The sequence below is a fragment of the Pleomorphomonas oryzae DSM 16300 genome (assembly GCF_000422965.1).
GTDB classification, from domain to species: Bacteria; Pseudomonadota; Alphaproteobacteria; order Rhizobiales; family Pleomorphomonadaceae; genus Pleomorphomonas; species Pleomorphomonas oryzae.
This window is the reverse complement of record NZ_AUHB01000012.1, coordinates 83,311-100,696: the sequence shown is the minus strand read 5'-3', so window position 1 is coordinate 100,696 and position 17,386 is coordinate 83,311. Positions and strand designations below refer to the sequence as shown.

Below are 17,386 nucleotides of genomic sequence, written 5' to 3'. Positions count from 1 at the left end.
TGACGGGTCTCTTTCACCCCGAAAACGAACCGGACCTAACGGTCGACCAGCGGGTGCTTGGCAGACGCAGCGGTACCTTTCGGTTTGGAATTAACACCCGACATGGTTAACAAAAAGTTTCCGCCTACCGTTTTGCAACGAAGCGGAATTAATCCCGATAAACGCTTGTTAATTTTGGCGAACGAAATGTGCCGGCGTGAGACGACCGCCGGCCATCATGTCCGAGTGTATCGGCATGTTTCCGAGGCCGGCGAACAGTATCGCCCCATCGAGACAATCGCTTAAACTATTGATTTTATTGAGATCACCGGCGCAGAGGGAAAACTCTCTGCGGCTCGACAGAATGAGCGACCAGCGAAAGGCGCGCAGGCGCGGCAGTCTTAAGAATTTGAAAACAACTCGTTAACAAACGATCCGCACGGCACACCGTTTCGAGTGCTCAGATGCAAAAACGAAGGGGGCGGGCCTTCTGGCCCGCCCCCTTGATTGTCGCTTGATTCGGCCGAACCTGGCGTCAGCGGAGAAGCTGAAGCACGTTCTGGTTGGCCTGGTTGGCCATGGAGAGCGAGGAGGTCGCCAGGGACTGGCGGGTCTGCAGCGAAACCATGTTGGCCGCTTCCTCGTTCATGTCGGCGAGCGTCAGGTTGCCGGCGCCCGTCTGCAGGGTATTCATCATGTTCTTCGAGAAATCCTGGCGGTTCTCAACGACCGACAGGTTCGAACCGAAGGCCGAAGACTGCGAACGGACCGTGTTGATGGCCGTCTGCACCTGCGACAGGGTGGTATCGATGTTGCTGTCGGCGTCCAGGCTCTTGGCGGTCAGCGTGGTCGGCACACCGAGGGTGGTGGAGTCGACGGACTTGCCGTTCTTGGCCAGGATGTCGATCGACGAGGTACCGGTCTCGTTGAAGGTGATCGACAGCTTGTCGCCGCGCAGCAGGTTGATACCGTTGAACGAGGCATCGTCGGCCAGCTTGTCGAGCTGGTCGCGCAGTTCGTTGAACTGATCGGCCAGGCCAGAACGAACCGAGTTACCCTTGATCGTCGTGCTGGCGGTATTGGTGCCGATGATCTGGTTCGACGAGTTGGTACCACCGACGGTCAGATCCTGCGTCGACAGGTTCTGAATGCGCAGCTTGCCGTTGTCGTTCGAGGCCTTGACCGCCGTGTTGTAGTTCGTCGAGTTGTTGATGTTGGCAACAAGCTCGTCGGTCGTCAGGCCAAGCTTCAGGTTGTTGTTCGTGGCCGAAGCGCCGAACAGTTCACCGTCTGCGCCACCCATGCTCAGGGCACCAGCATCGGTCGTGATGGCACGGATTGCCAGATGGTTGGCACCGTCGTCATAGGCTTGGAACTTCGAGCCAGCCGCCTTCAGGGCGATGTTGGTGTTGGCGACGGCATTGGTCAGGCTGGAGCCGGTCGTGGCGTCGAGGGACACGGCGGCGCCATTCACCGAGAACGACAGCTTGCCATCGGAACCGCGGGCAGCCGTGGGGGCAGCGCCAAAGACACTGGTCGCAGCCGATCCGGAAACGGCAATCGAGGCATCTTCATTGCTCGCGGCGGTCAGAATGATGTGGTGGGTTGCATCCTCCGAGGCGGTCACCTTGCCATTAAGCGACGTGCTTCCGATGGCAGTGTTGAGCTGGGTCACCAGCGCGGCACCAGCACCACCGGCGGCGAGATTGGCGCCGACGTTGATGGAAACTGAAGTGCCACCGTATGTAACATTCAGAGTGCCAGCCGTGTTACCAGCGGTATCGATATTCGGAGTACCGGTCAAGGTGGCAGCACTCGCCGCCGGAGTGGCGTAGACAGCGCTCATTGCCGAGGTCTGGCCGGTGCCAGTGGTCGTCAGGGCGACGTTGGTCGTGCCGGTGAAGGCGCCACCGGAGAGAGCCAGCTGATTGGTCGCACCGGAGTTCGGATCGAGGTTCGACATGGAGTAGGAAGCCGTCTCGAAGGACTTGTCCTGACGGGCCTGGCGCAGGGTCGACTGCATCGATTCCAGCGTCTTGGTGATCGAGGACAGGCCATTGTCGGCGGCTTCGATCGTCTTGATGCCATTCGCCATCGAATCCATCAGGTTGCCGAGATCGCTGGCACGAGAGTTCAGCGAGGCAGCCGTGAAGAAGTTGGAGGGATTGTCGAGAGCGGAGTTGACCTTGTTGCCAGTCGACAGCTTGTTCTGCGTCTTCGCCATCATCGTGGCGGTGCCCTGCAGAGAGAGCAGGTTCTGGCGGACTGATGCGGTCAGATTGATATTAGACATTTTTACATCCCATTCCTTGGGTGAACTCATCTTCCCCATCCTGAGGAAGTGGCCCGAACCTAGCGCCGAGGTGTTGCCGAGCCGTTAACGCATTGGTTCAAATGCCGTCTTGCCCTACAAATTCCCACCAAATACGACTTTCTGCGTATCTGGCCGTCATCGTCAGCGGAGCAAATCGTTAATGGTCCAAAATAGAAAAATTGGCCGATTTTTCCGGCAGTTCACCGCTTTTCTTCGGTTCGCGAACAGCTATTCTTAACGAATTGGACGTTATGATTCTCAAAATGCAACGGGCCGCCCCCAAAGGCATTCACGAGAGGCACGCGGATGGTCGATATCTCCCTCACACAATCGCTGCGCAGCACCGTCGCGACGCTGAATAAGGTGAGCGAGGAATCCGCGGCGACCAGCCAGCGCCTCGATACCGGCGTCCGCGTGCAGACCGCGCTCGACGATCCCAGTACCTACATTTCGGCCAAGAGCCTGTCGCTGCACGCTGCCGCGCTCGACAAATATCTCGAGCGCCTGGATCAAGGCTTGGGCGTCATCAAAGCCGCCGACAATGGCATTACCTCGATCACCGACAGCATCAACACGCTGAAAGGCGTGGTGACGCGCGCCGCTTCCAGCAAAGACGCCTTCGAGCGGGCCGATCTCACCAAGGAATACAACAGTATTCTCGACAAGATCGTCGACACCGCCAAGGACTCCTCCTATAGCGGCAAGAACCTGCTGCTTGGCGCCGGTAACGACCTGACGCTCTATCTTTCGACCGATCAGAACGAGTCGGTCACCATCAACGCGGTGGACTTCACCGACCTTCTCAACACGCTCGGTCTCAAAAAGCTCGATGAAGGCAAGCCCGCCCATTTCGAAACGAAGCTGACCGACGGTGGATTGCCCCCCCTCCCGCTGAAATCCACCAGCAAGCTGACCACGTCGGGACAATATGCTGTTGGCGACCAGATTGCCGTCAAGGATGGCTCGGGCAACGTCATCAACACGCTCACGGTGTCCGCCGAAACCACAGTCGGCGATCTGGTGACCGCCTTCACTCTGCCCGACAAGGGCCTGCGCGCCACCTTCGCCAGCGACGGTGTTCTGGCGCTGGACGCGGCGGACAAGATGACGGTCGATGTCACCCGCACCGCCGATACGATCGCGTCAAGCGGAACGCCCCCCACCGCATCGACCAGCCCGCTGATGATCGGCGCAACCCCGGCCACCGGTGCGGACCTGCTGACGGCGACGGGGCAATACAAACAGGGCGATGTCATTACCATTCGCCAAGGCAACACGGCGGTGGGCTCGCTGACGGTGGGCGCGGCGACCACGGTCGGCGACCTCATCAACGCCATGACCATTCCCGCGTCAGGCCTGAGCGCTTCGATCGATGGCGCTGGCGTTCTGACCGTCAACTCGGCGTCGGCCGCTTTCGCTATCGACAAGTCCTCGATTTCGGTCGACCTGACGACGGCCACCACCTCGTCCTGGGTCAAGCGCACCGACGCCGAAGCCGGGCAACAGACCGTGACCGATGCCCGCCATGCGGTGGAAAAACACGCCACCAACATCGGCATCGGGCTGACGATGCTGAACAACCGGGCCGACTACGTCGGCAGCTTCTCCAACGTACTCAGTTCCACCGCGGAATCGATGCGGTCCTCCGACAAGAATGAAGACGCCGCCATCCTGCTGGCGCTCAACACGCAGCAGCAGTTGGCCATCAGTTCCTTCTCGATCACCCAAACCGCCGATAGCGGCCTTCTCCGCCTGCTTGGCGGCGGAAACAGCTGACCCTCTGACAGGATTTAGGTACGATGACCCTCAAGGTTGAACTGAAGCCCGGTGAGCGCATCATCATCGGCGAGTCGATGATCACCAACGATGATCAGCGCACCCGCCTCTATATCGAGGGCAATGCCCCGATCCTCCGCGAGAAGGACATCCTGACCCTCGACTCCGCCAATACGCCGGCCAAGCGGATCTATCTCGCGGTCCAGCTGATGTATCTGTCGCGGGAAGTCACCAAGTTCCAGGACAACTACTTTTCCCTGATCCAGGACATCATGCAGGCGGCGCCGAGCACCATCCCCTTCGTGACGCGGATCAGCAACCACATCATTGCCGATCAGCTCTACAAGGCGCTGAAGGAAGCCCGCGCCCTGATCGAGCACGAGAAGAAGATTTTCGCGGCCCTCAATCCCACCGCTGCGGCGGCTGCGGAGAAATAGGCTGACGTCCCAACACAGCCGATCCGGCCGGGTCAATCCACGACAATGAAAAACGCCGGTCGGGTCATCACAACCCGATCGGCGTTTTTGTTTTCACCCGCCCAGCCCGCTCATTACTTCATGTAGTTGAGCAGGCTGAGGCTGTTGAGAATGCTCGTCGTCGTGTAGCTGGCGTTCATGCGGGTCTGCAGCGTCAGGATCTGCGCGGTCAGCTCTTCCTTGTTGATGCCTTCGACGCCGTCCAGCATCACCTGCAGCGTCGTTTTGGACGTGGTCTGGCGATCGGCCGCGTTCTTGGCGACGTTGCCGGCAACGGCGATCTCAGTGTGGATGTCGGTCGGCTTCTGGGTTCCGTCGGCAAAGGCGAGGACGCCGTCGACCCGCGAGGCCAGCGCCGAATAGCGGGCCTTCTCGACGCCGAGGTTCTTCTGCCGCTGGGCGTCGGTCGTGGCATTGGGATCACCCAGCGTGCCCGCCTTGGGATCGAACTCGGCAACGGTCATCACGGCGAGCGAACGCACCATGTTGGCATAGGCGGTCTCGTTGGCCCGAACGCCGTAGCCGACGGTCATGTTGTTGTCGACGCGTGACGTCACATCATTGCGCGGCGACGTCGCGGTATCGTTGGGATCGATCGCTGCGTTGTAGCCGACATACCACTCCACCGTATCGGTATCCGTGCCGTCGCGCAGTCCGGTCGCGGTGGCGAGCAGGCTGTTGTCGGTGGGATCTGTCACGTTGACCCGCTGCGGCTTGCCGCCGCCAGTGGTGTCGAAAAACGTGTCGGCCGCCCGCATCATCGAGGCGGACTGGAAGGTGGTCTTCGTCTCGGTCTTGAGGCTCTCATTGAGCTGGTTCTGGAAGTTGGTGGCCGTTGCTGCCACGTCGACCGTCGCGGGCGAGCCCGTCTGCGCAATGGTGAACTGGCCGTCGCCCGGTGGGCTGGTCAGCGTCGCGGTCAGCTTGACCGTCGACTTCGTCCCATCCGGATTCTGAAGTTCCAGCGAAACGCTGTCGCCCGCCTGAAGGTTGGCGCCAAACTGGACGGCATAGGCCGTGTCGACGGTCTTGCCGGCGCTATCGGTACCGGTGGTCGGGGTGATCTTGATATGGGTGGCATCGGTCGTCGAAGCCGATGCGCTGGAAAGCTTGTAGCCGAACTCAGCCGACAGCGTCGCCGGTGTCGCACCCTGGCGGGTGATGGTCACCGTATCGCCGGCAACCGCACCCGTGGCGGTGCCAAGGTCGAGCCGGCCGAGCTTGCCGGTGCCGAGATCGGCCGTATAGCGCTCCTGCACAACCTTCTTGAGGCCGTATTTGCTGCCCGTGCCGTAGAGCATGTCGTTCATGCTGACCACCGGCTTGGTGTCGGTGGTCTTGCCGGACATCAGGTAGCGGCCGTCGGCCTCTGAATTGAGCAGACCGATCACCTCGTTGAGGGCGATCTTGGCGCCCTTCTGGCCGGTGGTGGTGCCGGTGGAATCGATGTTGTAGGTGTTGGGATCGATGGCGGAGGAGGCCTCGCTCGGAATGTCTTCGAGGCGGCCCATGCCCTTGTCGAGCAAGGAAATGCGCATGTTCAGAACGTCGGTGTTCTGAAGGTAACCGTTGATCTCGGAAATCTTCGACCGGAAGGTGATCGATTGCGTGCGCCCGGCGCCGAGGGTGCCGTAGGTCGCCGCCTTCTGCCCGGTGGAGAGCTGGCGCTGCATGTCCTCGAGCTGCTGCCGCATGGTCGACAGGAGCGACATGTTCGGATTGACGAGCACGCTATTGATCGGCATGGCATCCTACCCGTGACTTCGGCGACGCTAAGCGGCGGCGCTTACCTGAACGTATTCATCAGAGTGTCCATCAGCTCCTGCGCCACGGAGAGCACCCGGGCGTTGGCCGAATAGGAATTCTGAAGCTGGATGAGCGACATCAGCTCGGTGTCGAGATCGACGGCGCGGCTGTTGTCGTAGCGCTCTTTGAGATTGGAGGTGACGACCGACTGGCCGTCGGCGACGTTTTTGGCATCCTCGACGATGGCACCCTGGGTGTTGACCACCTGCGACAGAAGGCCTTCGAAGGTCCCCTTGAACGGCGTGGTCGGCGAGCCCATGCCGATCGAGGAGGAATAGGAATAGACGCGGCTGTCGAGCGCATCGAGGATCGCCTGCGGCCGCGTGCCGTCACCCGACAAGGTGCCGCTCGAATATTTCACCGTCAGCGACGGATCGGCCACCACCTTGGGATTGACCGAGATGCGACTGGCGAGGCCGGTGATGGTGTCGGTACCGTTGGTAAGGCCGGTGTAGGCGCTGCCGGTCGAGCCATCGATGAACAGCGGATAGGCTTGGTAGCCGCCCTGCTCGCTCGCCGAGATCTCACCGGTGACGGTGTTGATGGTGCCGTGGCTGGCCGGAACGGTCGTCGCCGCAAGGGTCACGGTGGTGGTACCGCCCGACGTTGCCACAGAACCCGAGAAATCAGTGCCACCAGTGGCCGTGTTGAGGGCATTGGCGATCTGGGTGCCAACGTCGGTGGCGCTGGTCAGGTCGATGCCGACGACGGTATCGTTGGGATCGGGAGTGAAACCATTGCCGGGAGCCGTGCCGCCCTTGTAGGCGACGAAGGTGATCGCGCCCTTGACGCCGGAAGCGTTGGTATACTCGACCTTGACGGTGTTGCCCTCGGTAAGGCCGGTGATATCCATCGTGTAGCCGGCCGTGGTGGCCGTCGTGGCGGTGGTGCCCGAAGCCTGCCGTGTCGAGGTCGCCTTGGACAGCGTCGCGGCGATGGTGTCGAGCTGTGCCTGGGCGTCAACCAGCGTGTCGTCGCGCAGTTCCTTGTAGGCGGCGATCTTGCCCGAGCGGATCGATCCACTCTTGAAGAGATCGACGCCTGAGCCGGGGCCGGCGCTGATGCGGACGGTGCCGAGCGAACGCTTGGTATCATCGGTCGAGTAGGTGCGCGAGGCATCGACGACGCCTTGCTGGTCGAAACTCAGTGTCACCGGCACGTCGTCATAAAGCTGAGTGCCGTCGGTCAGTGACAGGGCAATGCCGCCGCCCGGCTGATCGGTGACGTGAATGTCCATGTATTCGGACAGCTCATCGATGGCGGCGTCCCGCTTGTCCTGCAAGGCGGCGGTGCTGTTGGTGCCGCCGGCGCCGACGGCCACCACCTGTTTGTCGAGATCGGAAATCGTCGTGAGCAGCGAGTTCACGCGGCTGACGGCATTGCCAATATTGACCTCCGCCTCCTGACGCAGTGACTGCACGTCGCCCGACAGCTGATTGAGGCGCGAGACAAGGGTCTGGGCGGAGGAAACGGCGCTACCCTGAATCGCCGTATCGCCGGGTGTGGTCGCCAGCTTCTGCAGCGTCGTGTTGAAAGCGCCATAGGCCGCGTTCAGCGAACTGCTGCTATTGGGGGCGCCCCAGTAGTTGTCGAGCGCCGAGAGGGCATTGACGCGCGTTTCGGCATAGGCCGAACTGGCCTGGGAAGTCCGCCATTGCTTCTGCACGAGAAGGTTGATCTCGCGCGTGACCTGATTGGCCTCGACGCCGTAGACCCTGGAGTTGGCGACCTGCGCCGTCGACGACATCGTCAGGCGGCTGTAGCCAGTGCTCTTGGCATTGGCGATGTTGCCCGACGTCACGCCCAGCTGTTGCTGGGTCGTTCTGATACCGGACAGAGCCGTGGAAAGGGCACTCGAAACAGGCATTTCCGTCTCTCGGTCGGAGAACGTCGCGGATTTCGGTAGCCGTCACGCGGGAAGCGCGACGGCTACCAGAAGCGTCAGCGGATGATCTGCAGGATGTCCGACATCATCTGGTCGGCGGTGGTGATCACCTTGGAGTTGGCCGAGAAAGCCTGCTGTGTGACGATCAGCTTGGTGAACTCCTCGGAGATATCCACGTTGGATGCCTCCAGCGCCGAGCTCGAAAGAGTGCCGTCGATCTCGATGGGACTACCGCTCTGAATAGTCTCGGTATAGGCGCCCCCGTCCTCGGCCTTCAGATAGCTGGCGCCGTTGAAGGCGGCGATCGGGATCTTCCACTTCTGGACCGTCTGACCGTTGGAATAGTTGTAGCTGACAATGCCGCTGTTATCGTCGATCGATACACCCTCGAAGGCGCCGGTCGAATAACCGTCCTGGGTCAACTGGTTGGCTGTGGCGAGACCGTTCTTGTCGGCAAATTCCGTGGCGCCCATGTCGAGCGTCAGCGTACCGAAGTTCTTGCCACTGACCGTCAGGTTATTAATGGCGATAGCCGAGGTGGCGTCGATCTGCTTGCCGCTCTTGTCGAAGAAGAAGCCGGTCGGAGCGGTGTTCGTATAGGTCGGCGTCCACGCCGCGGAGCCTGGAACGTTGCCGCCGCCGTCGTTCACGGCCGTGCGGCCGAGCTTGCCGTTGGTGACGGCCGTATTGGACGAAACCTGCGTCCAGACAGCATCGGTGGTGTTGGAAGCATCGTGGGTTTCCAGATTGCGATAGAACAGACCCCACTCGCTACGACCAGCATCGGCGCTGGGAGGAATAACATTTGTGCCGGCGACCGCGGTATTGGTCGCACCGAAGAAGCTGGTAACGTCGGCGCCTGCAACCGCGAGTGTATGGGCACCCGCCGCAGACTCAAGGGAGAGGACGCCGGTGGTCGCGTCGACCTTGGCAGTCACGACGCCAGCGCCGTAGGCAGTATCGAGCTGCGTTTGGATCGCTGTAGCGACGTCACTCCTGGTAGTGGCGCCAGTGAAGGCGCCGGCACCGAAGGTGACGGTCTTCGCCGCGCCACCGTCCAGCGAGACGGTGAACGTCGTGCTGTTGAGTGACGTCAAGCTGCCATTGGCAGGCAAAGCCGAACTACCGGTGACCGTCGCGGCGGTCGCAGGGGTTGGGCTGCTCGGCACCTCGTCGAATTTTGCCCAACGAAGCTGCACCACGGCCGGTGTGCCCTGCGCGTCGTAAACGGTAACCGTGCCACCGGAAATCGAGTTGTTCATGAAGTCGGTAACCTGATTACCGACCACCTTTCCTGTTTTGGAAATCGTGTAGCTGATGGGGGCAGCACTGCCCGCCGGCCAGTTGGGATTGTAGATGTTGGCACCAGCTACCGTCTTGTTGGCGGTAGAATAGGTCGTCACCGGTTCGGTTGGCAGGTTGAGCTTGTAGGTGATCTGCGTCGAAGCCTTGGCGCTCTGCGACGTCTTGTCGATGGTGATCGGGCCCTTCGGATCCTCACCAACCGCCGGCGTCATGTTGATGCCAATCAGGCTGTAGCCGGAGCCGTTGCGCAGATAGGTCTGGCCGTTGCGGGAATCGTAATACTGCTCGAAATCGCCGGCGCGCGTGTAGCGGGCACCGATGGTGTTATCGAGTGGGTCGGCCGACACCGTGAAGAACCCCGTGCCGTTGATGGCAAGGTGGGTATCCACCTTGGATCCCTGGATATCGCCATCGAGCGTGATGGTCGAACGCGAGGAGGCCTGGACGCCACCCGAGGCAACGCGAGCTGGATTGGATGTGTTGGAGCGCACCAGATCGGCAAAACTGGTGTCCTTGCGCTTGAAGCCGGTTGTCGAGGAGTTGGCGATGTTGCCCGAGATATTCTCGAGGGCGAAAGACTGCGCTCCGAGGCCACCGACGGCCGAATTCATTGCGGATAGGATACCCATGCTCGTTTCCCTTACGATCTGCAACGCGGTCGGCCGGGGAGTGGCCGCTACAGAGGTAAGGGCAATGGGCGTGCCAAACGGACGTCGAATTTTTTCCGTTTGTTTTCAGGAAACAAGCGCTTGTCCCTGATGAACGAAGTGTTAACGCCCCGGCAAGGTTCGGCGCGCCCGGCAGGTTTTGCCGGGCCGAACTGGTCGTCCGGTCCTATTTGGCGCGTGTTGCGCGGATGCCGGCCATGATTTCAGACACTTGCGGCCGCCGGCGTTCGAGGAACGGCAGGGGGCGGCAGACGTCGATGGCGGCAATGCCGACGCGGGCGGTCAGAAGGCCGTTGATCACCCCTTCGCCGAGGCGCGCCGACAGCTTGGCGGCAAGGCCGTGACCGATCAATTGCTGCGCAAGGCCATCACCGACGGCGATGGAGCCGGTGACCGCGAGGTGGGTCAGAACCAATCGGGTCAGCCGCGCCAGCCCGATGAAACCGGGCCGGCCGCCATAGAGTGCTGCGAGGCGGCGGATCAGCCCCAGTGTTGCCACCACCACGAAAATGACGTCGACGGCGGCACGCGGCGACACGGCTGTCACCACCGACACGCGGGCGGCGGCATCCGACACCAGCCGCCTGGCTGCAGCGTCGAGCGGTGCGAGAAGATCGGCTTCGGCCAGCACCAGCCGGTCGCGGCCATCGATGATGTCGTCGACGCGGGCTTCCGTGGCATGTCGGCCAGGCGCGAGGTCGGGCCGATCGGAATAGAGCGTCATCAGCTCACCGACGACAGCCTCGGCTTCCGGCCGGTCGTCGCGAGCGGCCGCGAGATCGGCCCGCCGACGCATGCGGTCGATGCGCCTCAGCCAGATCAGGCCGGCGATCTCGCGGGTAACGATGGCGATCACGGCAACAATGGCGAGGGCGATCAGACCGATCGCCAGCCAGCCCAGCCAGTCGTCGCGGGCAAACAGCTCACGCACCAACTGGTCGAGCCACAGGCCGATCGCCAGCGACAGGATGCCGCCAACCGCGCCGAAGAACAGCCGCGACCAGGAAAAACGCTTGCGGACGGGCAGCAGCGGCACCGGCAGATCGTCGGTCTCGACCATTTCCTCGACGATGACGGCGGCATCGGCTGCCGGCACCTCGCCGGGGCGGACATGGCTGACGTCATCGGCCGTCAGATCGAAGGCGGTGGGGCGGCGCGTCATGCCAGGCGGTCTCCGATCAGGAAATCGAGGGCGCGGTCAAGGCGGATATGCGGCAGCGACAGGCTGACGCCCTCGGCCGTCACTTCCACCGGCGGCGGACGGAAACGCAGGAAGCGCACGGCGTCGAAGGCCGGCTTGCCCTCCTCCGGCGCCTTGAACAACGCCTGGGGATTCTCCGGCAAATCCCCTGGGAACAGCGCGATTTCTTCCTTGCCATCATAGAGATGGTCATCGAGAAGTTCGCCCTCCTGCGGCACGCCGAGGATGCACGGCAGGCTCTCGCCATTGCGCCGCACCGTCGCCTCGCGCGTCGCCCGCACCGCCGCCAGCGCCTTCACCTCCACCTCGGCGCCGGAAAACGACGCGCGGGCGATCGCCCGGTCGGTCAGGCGGCGGAGGATCAGCTCCAGCCGGTCATGGCTCACATGGTGGAGATGGTCGGCCTTGGTGGCCGCGAACAGGATTCGATCAATGCGGCGGGTCAGCACCTGCCCCAGCCAGGATGACCGCCCGGGCCGGAAGCAGCCGAGGATCTCGCCGAGCGCCACCTCCAAATCGAGCAGCGCCTCGCGGCCGCCATTCAGCGCCGCCAGGACGTCGACCAATACCACCTGCCGATCAAGGCGGGCGAAATGCGTGCGGAAGAACGGCCTGACGACCACGTCCTTATAGGCCTCGAAGCGGCTTTCCATCAGCGCCCACAGGCTGTCGCGCGGCGCCTCGCCACTCTCGGGCAGATCGAGCGGAGCAAAGGTCAGCGCCGGCGACCCGGCAAGGTCGCCCGGCATCAGGAAGCGGCCGGGCGGCACCATGGACAGCGCCAGGCTGCCGCTGCGCGCCGCGCTCAGATAGAGGGTGAACAACTCGTGCAGCCGTCCGGCTACCTCGTCGTCGGCCGGCCCCAGCGGGTCGATGCCGGAGGTATGGGTCAACCAGTCGGCGGCAATGGCAGTGCGTCGCGGCTCGCGCGCCCGCTCCAGCGTCTCGCGGCAAAAGGCCCTGTAATCCTTGGAAAGCAGCGGCAGATCCAACAACCATTCGCCGGGATAATCGACGATGTCGAGATCGAGCTTGCCACGACCCAGCGATCGACCGAGGAAGGTAGCGCTCTCATAGGCGATGGTGAGGCGCAGCTCGGAAATCTGCCGCGTCGACTCCGGCCAGACGCGGGCCTCGGTCAGCTTGCGCACGTGGCCACGGTAATCGAAGGTCGGAACATCCGGATGGAGCTGGGGGCGAATATCGGCGCCGAGAAGCCGGCCGGAGCGCCAGGGCTCGAGCATCGGCAACCGGCCGCCATGGGTCAGATTGTGGATGAGCGCCGTGATGAACACCGTCTTGCCGGCACGGGAAAGCCCCGTGACACCCAGGCGAAGCGACGGCGAACCGAGGCTCCAGGCAAAATCAGCCATGTTGTCGAGGGCGATGCGCGCCTCGTCGGAAAGCGTGGTGAAGCTCACAGCCCCTCGAACCTCCGGCGCGAAAGGCGCCGCGGCCTCTATGTAGGCACGCCCCGCGCCGTCACAATGGCTCAGCGCATCGGCCTGCCCACCCCACCACTCTAGTCTCCGGCTGGCCCGCCGAGATCAGCCGGCGTCACGAAGGATACGAGCCGACCGCTATCCTGCCGGACTTCATGCCAACCGACCGAGAAATCGATGACGGCGAGCGAGGCAGTCGGAAACCGCGTTTCGAGGTTGGCCAGCATGGCCGGGTCGCCCTCCCCCGGTAGCGTTGCCGCCAACCTGTGGATCGACGGGTTATGCCCGACCACCAGAAGCCGCTCGGAACTGTCGGCGTGGCTGGCGATCACCTTCAGCATGGCGCCCAGCGAGGCTTCGTAAAGCTCCCGCACATAGTCGACAGCAATATGATCAGGCAAAAACGGCCGTAGCGCCTCGAACGTTTCCCGCGTCCGCGCCGATGGGGAACAGAGAACCAGATCGGGCACGTAGCCTTCCTTGACCATGTAGCGCCCGACGGCCGGCATGGCCGCCCTTCCCCGCTCGGCAAGCGGCCTGTCAAAATCTTTCTGGCCAGGAAGCCCCTGGGGCGACTTGGCATGACGGAGCAGAAAAAGACGTGGCATGGGCGGCCTCCGGGACTCCCATCGCGCCGGACTTGGCGTAATGTCCACTCATTCTAACCTGATTCCGGGCTGCCGACGCGGCTCCGACGATTTGTCGCTTCCGTCGAGCTTCGCAAACTCCACCGGTCCGGATCGCAAAGGATCATTTCATGCCTACCGCTTCGGACGTCGCGCCGCGCTTTTCCAACCAGGCTGACGCCATCCATTGGCTTCGCGACCGTCGGATCAACGAGGTCGAGTGCATTATCCCCGACATGAACGGCATCATGCGCGGCAAGATCGTGCCGCGCGAGGATTTCATCCGCATCATCGATGCCGGCGTCCGGCTGCCGGAATTCGTGTTCTTCCAGGCGGTGACCGGTGACAGCGCCGTCGAGAGCAAGATCGTCAATCCGCTCGACCGCGACATTCGCTGCATTCCCGACCTTTCAACGCTGCGTCTCGTGCCCTGGTACGACGAGCCGACGGCGCAGGTGATCTGCGACTGTCATTTTGCCGACGGCCGCCTCGTCGATTTCGCACCGCGTTCGGTGCTGCGTCATGTCGTCGAGCTCTACGCCGCGCGGGGCATCCGGCCGGTTGTGGCGCCAGAGGTGGAGTTCTACCTGACCGGCCAGAACGACGACCCCGACCTGCCGCTGGAAGTGCCGATCGGCCTGTCCGGCCGCAAGGAAAGCGGCAGCCAAGCCTACGGCATCGAGCACGCCAATGACTACGACCACGTCGTCAACCAGATGTACGACTATTGCGAGGCCTCGCGCATCGAGATCGCCACCATGGCGCATGAGGCGGGGCCCGCCCAGCTCGAAATGAACTTCCGGCATGGCGACCCGATCGAGCTCGCCGACCAGACGTTCCTGTTCAAGCGCACCGCCCGGCTTGCCGCCCGCAAGTTCGGCATGGTCGCCACCTTCATGGCCATGCCGCACCAGGAAATGCCCGGATCGGCCACCCATATCCACCAGTCGGTGGTGCGCGTCGGCGATGGCGGCAACATCTTTGCCAATCCCGACGGCAGCGATACCGACCAGTTGCACCACTACATCGGTGGCCTGCAGCGCTATGTTCCCAAGTCGATGAGCCTGTTCTGCCCCAACGTGAACAGCTACCGCCGCATCCGCCTTGAAAGCGACGCGCCGATCAACGTCCACTGGGGCCGCGACAACCGCACCTGCGGACTGCGTGTGCCGGATTCAGGGCCGGAATCGCGCCGCGTCGAGAACCGGGTGATCGGCGCCGACAGCAATCCTTACGTTGCCATGGCGACGACGCTGGCCTGCGGCCTGATCGGCCTTGAGGACAAGCTGGAGCCGGATGAAGCGGTGACCGTCGATGCCAAGACGCTGGGCGTGACGCTGCCCATCCACCTGTCGGACGCGCTGATCGAGCTTGGTGAGTGCGAGCGCCTGAAAGCCGTGCTGGGCGCCCGCTTCGTCGAAGCCTATATCGACGTCAAACAGCTCGAGCTGAGGCTCTATAACCGTGTGATTTCGAGCTGGGAACGCGAATACTTGCTGCTCAACGTCTGAGACCTGTTGATGCGGGCGGCGATCGCGGCGGCGAGGCGCTGCCCCGGCAGCTCGATCAGCCGCCAGGTCGCCAGCGAGAAGGCCATCACCAGCGCGATGTAGATCGCTGCCACGATGGCTTCCCGCAGCACGAGGTTGCCTGATGCCAGGCCGTCGACGGTCTGCGACAGGCGCGGCACCACATAGGCGACCAGGAACAGGTGGGTCAGGTAGATCGAGTAGGAAAGCCGGCCCAGCCACTGCATGGGCCAGGTGGCCATGAAGCGCGACATGAGGCCATGATCGCCGGCATGGGCGAACACCAGCACCATGAACACCAGCGGCGCGGCGTAACGAACCTCCGCCTGCGAGGCCGTGATCCATACGAGGGCGACACCGGCCAGCGCAGTCGGAACCTCAGCCCGCCCGTCCATGAGCGCCCGGAACGATCCCCGGCGGTGCAGCCATTCGGCCACGACACCCGAGAAGAAGCCCAGGAAGCAGCGGACGATGCCGAACACGTCGGTGCTGATCATGCCGCGACCGGTGGGATCGATGAAAAGAACGATCCAGGCCGCCACGGCGATGAGAGCGGCCACAGCGGTACGCTGACCGGGGCGGCCCGCCGTCATGACGGCCACCAGCGCAAAGACCAGATAGGTCCAGATTTCGGCCGAGATGCTCCAGCTCGGGAAATTCCAGGTGAGTTCCGGACCGAGACGAACCGTCTGAAGGAACAAAGCGATCGGCAGGATGTCCGACGGATTGCGGGCGGCTGCGAAGGCGGCGTGCTCGGACGAAAAGCCCGTTTCGCGCAGGAGCGCCAGCTTGGCGAGCTCGACGACAATGAATAGCGCCAGCATGGTGAGATGCAGCGGCCACAGGCGGCCGAGACGCCGCACGGCGAAGATGGCGAGCCGCTCGCCGTCGACCAGGTCGTCGGCATAGACGCGGGCGATGACGAAGCCGGAGAGCACGAAGAAGAAGTCGACCGCCAGGGTCCAGGAGTCGAGCGAGGCCACCGAGGTCAGGTAGCCGTTGAGCTGCAAATGGATAAAGCAGACGGCAAGCGCCCCAAACCCTCTCCAGCCGTCGAGTGCCTTCATGCGCATGGCATCGCTCCAGTTCGCTGCCGGCATGCCGGAACCGGTCCGGCCACGCTGCGGCGACAACCTCACGACAAAACTTCGTGAGGGAGCTCATCTTTAATTCCGACTGTCGGCTGGAGGCAATCTAAACTGAGAATTAAGGATAACGACGCTGTCCGGCCTCAGTCAGACGTGTCGCACTGGTATGCGCCACCAACCCTTAACGTTCGTTAATATCGGATACCCGGGGCTTGAAGCCAGATGCTTGCTTCCGGCAAAGCTCCAGTCAGGCCTGCCGCGCTGGAATATGCACCACCAGCCCGTCGAGATCGGCATTCACCTTGATCTGGCAGGACAGGCGCGACGTCGGCCGGGGATCGGCCGCGAAATCCAGCATATCTTCTTCCATCGGCTCGGGCTCGCCGGCGGCCGCCACCCAGGCGTCGTCGACGTAGACATGGCAGGTGGCGCAAGAGCAGGCGCCGCCGCATTCGGCCTCGATGCCGGGCACGAGGTTCTTGACGGCGTTTTCCATCACCGTGGTGCCGATCTCGGCGTCGACGTCGTAGCGATTGCCTTCGTGAGAGACGTAGGTGATCTTGGGCATGGCTACCTGCGGCTGCGGGGCGCTGCCCCTTTCCTCCGGCAGTAGGGCTTCGTCACCTGCCTCCGATCGACATCACGGAGCAAAAGCCGACGCCACAACCACCAGCATAGTGTTGTTTTCCAAGGAGCTGTTGGATCGTTCCGCAACGGGATGCCGGTGCTTTCCCGATACAAACGCCAAATCCGCTCCACGCGAGCCACTTGCAAATATAGAAGCATCCGCCGTCGTCAACCCCTGAGGCCGAGACGGGCCTCGATAAAGGCATTGGCGGCGACAACAGCGTCTTTCAAAAGGGTGAGTTCGGCCGTCCCGCCCTCGCCGCGCAAGAGGCCGGCTTCGAGCGCCGCCGCCGCGCTGGCCACGGCCACAGCGCCAATGCCCCGCGCCGATCCCAGCAGCAGGTGGGCGGTGCGGGCGTCGGGCGCCGCCTGGAGGCGCTCCAGACAGTCGCGGCTTTGCTTGACGAACAGGCGCAATACTTCGGCCTCGAGATCGGCATTGCCGAACGTCTGTTCGGAGAGGTGCCCGAGATCGAGAGGAGCACCGGTGTCCCGGTCGTTATGGCTCATCGCTATCGCCCCTTCCGCATGCGTCCCTGGCCTTCCCACCGCGTTGCAAACGGCGCCGGACGGGACCTCAACATGCTCCGCCAGCTTCGAGGAGCGGCCGGAATTCTGAAGATATGGTTAATTCATCCAATGCAATCCAAGCCTGTTGCCGCCG

The 17,386-nt window shown here is 62.8% G+C and carries 13 protein-coding genes; 3 read left to right on the top strand and 10 right to left on the bottom strand.

Annotated elements, in window-relative coordinates; translation table 11 throughout:
- Positions 1–514: 514 nt before the first annotated feature.
- The gene (locus G522_RS29200) at positions 515–2,272 is read right to left on the bottom strand and encodes a flagellin N-terminal helical domain-containing protein (protein WP_026792388.1); all 1,758 of its coding nucleotides are present in this window, start codon (positions 2,270–2,272) and stop codon (positions 515–517) included.
- Positions 2,273–2,599: 327 nt separating this feature from the next.
- On the opposite strand from G522_RS29200, the gene G522_RS0118890 reads away from it, so the two are divergent.
- Entirely contained in the window at positions 2,600–4,069 is a 1,470-nt protein-coding gene (locus G522_RS0118890; RefSeq protein ID WP_026792387.1) for a flagellin, read from the top strand.
- 23 nt (positions 4,070–4,092) lie between these two features.
- Entirely contained in the window at positions 4,093–4,506 is a 414-nt protein-coding gene (gene flbT, locus G522_RS27615; protein WP_036840002.1) for a flagellar biosynthesis repressor FlbT, read from the top strand.
- Between the two features lie 113 nt (positions 4,507–4,619).
- Here the strand turns inward: flbT and G522_RS0118880 are convergent, their stop codons facing one another.
- The 6 genes from G522_RS0118880 to G522_RS0118855 form a co-directional block, all read right to left on the bottom strand.
- On the bottom strand, positions 4,620–6,290 hold the full coding sequence (locus G522_RS0118880) for a hypothetical protein (RefSeq protein ID WP_026792386.1): 1,671 nt from the start codon (positions 6,288–6,290) through the stop codon (positions 4,620–4,622).
- A gap of 41 nt (positions 6,291–6,331) precedes the next feature.
- On the bottom strand, positions 6,332–8,218 hold the full coding sequence (gene flgK, locus G522_RS0118875; RefSeq protein WP_026792385.1) for a flagellar hook-associated protein FlgK: 1,887 nt from the start codon (positions 8,216–8,218) through the stop codon (positions 6,332–6,334).
- 74 nt (positions 8,219–8,292) lie between these two features.
- The gene (locus G522_RS0118870) at positions 8,293–10,170 is read right to left on the bottom strand and encodes a flagellar hook-basal body complex protein (protein WP_084633281.1); all 1,878 of its coding nucleotides are present in this window, start codon (positions 10,168–10,170) and stop codon (positions 8,293–8,295) included.
- Positions 10,171–10,375: 205 nt separating this feature from the next.
- Entirely contained in the window at positions 10,376–11,371 is a 996-nt protein-coding gene (locus tag G522_RS27610) for a YcjF family protein (protein ID WP_036839999.1), read from the bottom strand.
- Complete coding sequence (locus G522_RS0118860; RefSeq protein ID WP_026792383.1) at positions 11,368–12,831, bottom strand: YcjX family GTP-binding protein; 1,464 nt, start codon at positions 12,829–12,831, stop codon at positions 11,368–11,370. Before G522_RS0118860 ends, G522_RS27610 begins: the two co-directional genes overlap by 4 nt.
- Positions 12,832–12,932: 101 nt before the next feature.
- Positions 12,933–13,460: a SixA phosphatase family protein gene (locus G522_RS0118855; RefSeq protein ID WP_026792382.1), complete on the bottom strand. Its 528-nt coding sequence runs from the start codon at positions 13,458–13,460 to the stop codon at positions 12,933–12,935.
- 149 nt (positions 13,461–13,609) lie between these two features.
- Here G522_RS0118855 and G522_RS0118850 point away from each other — a divergent pair, with 149 nt between their 5' ends.
- Positions 13,610–14,989, top strand: coding sequence for a glutamine synthetase family protein (locus G522_RS0118850; RefSeq protein ID WP_051228835.1), 1,380 nt, complete (start codon positions 13,610–13,612; stop codon positions 14,987–14,989).
- On the opposite strand, the gene G522_RS29195 is transcribed toward G522_RS0118850, so the two are convergent.
- The 3 genes from G522_RS29195 to G522_RS0118835 all read right to left on the bottom strand — a co-directional run bounded on the left by G522_RS29195 (position 14,935) and on the right by G522_RS0118835 (position 17,232).
- Entirely contained in the window at positions 14,935–16,146 is a 1,212-nt protein-coding gene (locus G522_RS29195) for an acyltransferase family protein (RefSeq protein ID WP_156886988.1), read from the bottom strand. The two genes, G522_RS0118850 and G522_RS29195, sit on opposite strands and share 55 nt — an antisense overlap.
- A gap of 196 nt (positions 16,147–16,342) precedes the next feature.
- A complete protein-coding gene (locus G522_RS0118840; protein ID WP_026792379.1) occupies positions 16,343–16,663 on the bottom strand; it encodes a 2Fe-2S iron-sulfur cluster-binding protein in 321 nt (106 codons plus the stop codon).
- A gap of 227 nt (positions 16,664–16,890) precedes the next feature.
- On the bottom strand, positions 16,891–17,232 hold the full coding sequence (locus tag G522_RS0118835; RefSeq protein ID WP_026792378.1) for a hypothetical protein: 342 nt from the start codon (positions 17,230–17,232) through the stop codon (positions 16,891–16,893).
- Positions 17,233–17,386: the final 154 nt, after the last annotated feature.

What these genes read in the sequence shown, in the direction of transcription:
- G522_RS29200 (WP_026792388.1), bottom strand. Translation starts at nt 2,272, where the DNA reads ATGTCTAATATCAATCTGACCGCATCAGTCCGCCAGAACCTGCTCTCT.
- G522_RS0118890 (WP_026792387.1), top strand. Translation starts at nt 2,600, where the DNA reads ATGGTCGATATCTCCCTCACACAATCGCTGCGCAGCACCGTCGCGACG.
- flbT (WP_036840002.1), top strand. Translation starts at nt 4,093, where the DNA reads ATGACCCTCAAGGTTGAACTGAAGCCCGGTGAGCGCATCATCATCGGC.
- G522_RS0118880 (WP_026792386.1), bottom strand. Translation starts at nt 6,290, where the DNA reads ATGCCGATCAATAGCGTGCTCGTCAATCCGAACATGTCGCTCCTGTCG.
- flgK (WP_026792385.1), bottom strand. Translation starts at nt 8,218, where the DNA reads ATGCCTGTTTCGAGTGCCCTTTCCACGGCTCTGTCCGGTATCAGAACG.
- G522_RS0118870 (WP_084633281.1), bottom strand. Translation starts at nt 10,170, where the DNA reads ATGGGTATCCTATCCGCAATGAATTCGGCCGTCGGTGGCCTCGGAGCG.
- G522_RS27610 (WP_036839999.1), bottom strand. Translation starts at nt 11,371, where the DNA reads ATGACGCGCCGCCCCACCGCCTTCGATCTGACGGCCGATGACGTCAGC.
- G522_RS0118855 (WP_026792382.1), bottom strand. Translation starts at nt 13,460, where the DNA reads ATGCCACGTCTTTTTCTGCTCCGTCATGCCAAGTCGCCCCAGGGGCTT.
- G522_RS0118850 (WP_051228835.1), top strand. Translation starts at nt 13,610, where the DNA reads ATGCCTACCGCTTCGGACGTCGCGCCGCGCTTTTCCAACCAGGCTGAC.
- G522_RS0118840 (WP_026792379.1), bottom strand. Translation starts at nt 16,663, where the DNA reads ATGCCCAAGATCACCTACGTCTCTCACGAAGGCAATCGCTACGACGTC.
- G522_RS0118835 (WP_026792378.1), bottom strand. Translation starts at nt 17,232, where the DNA reads ATGAGCCATAACGACCGGGACACCGGTGCTCCTCTCGATCTCGGGCAC.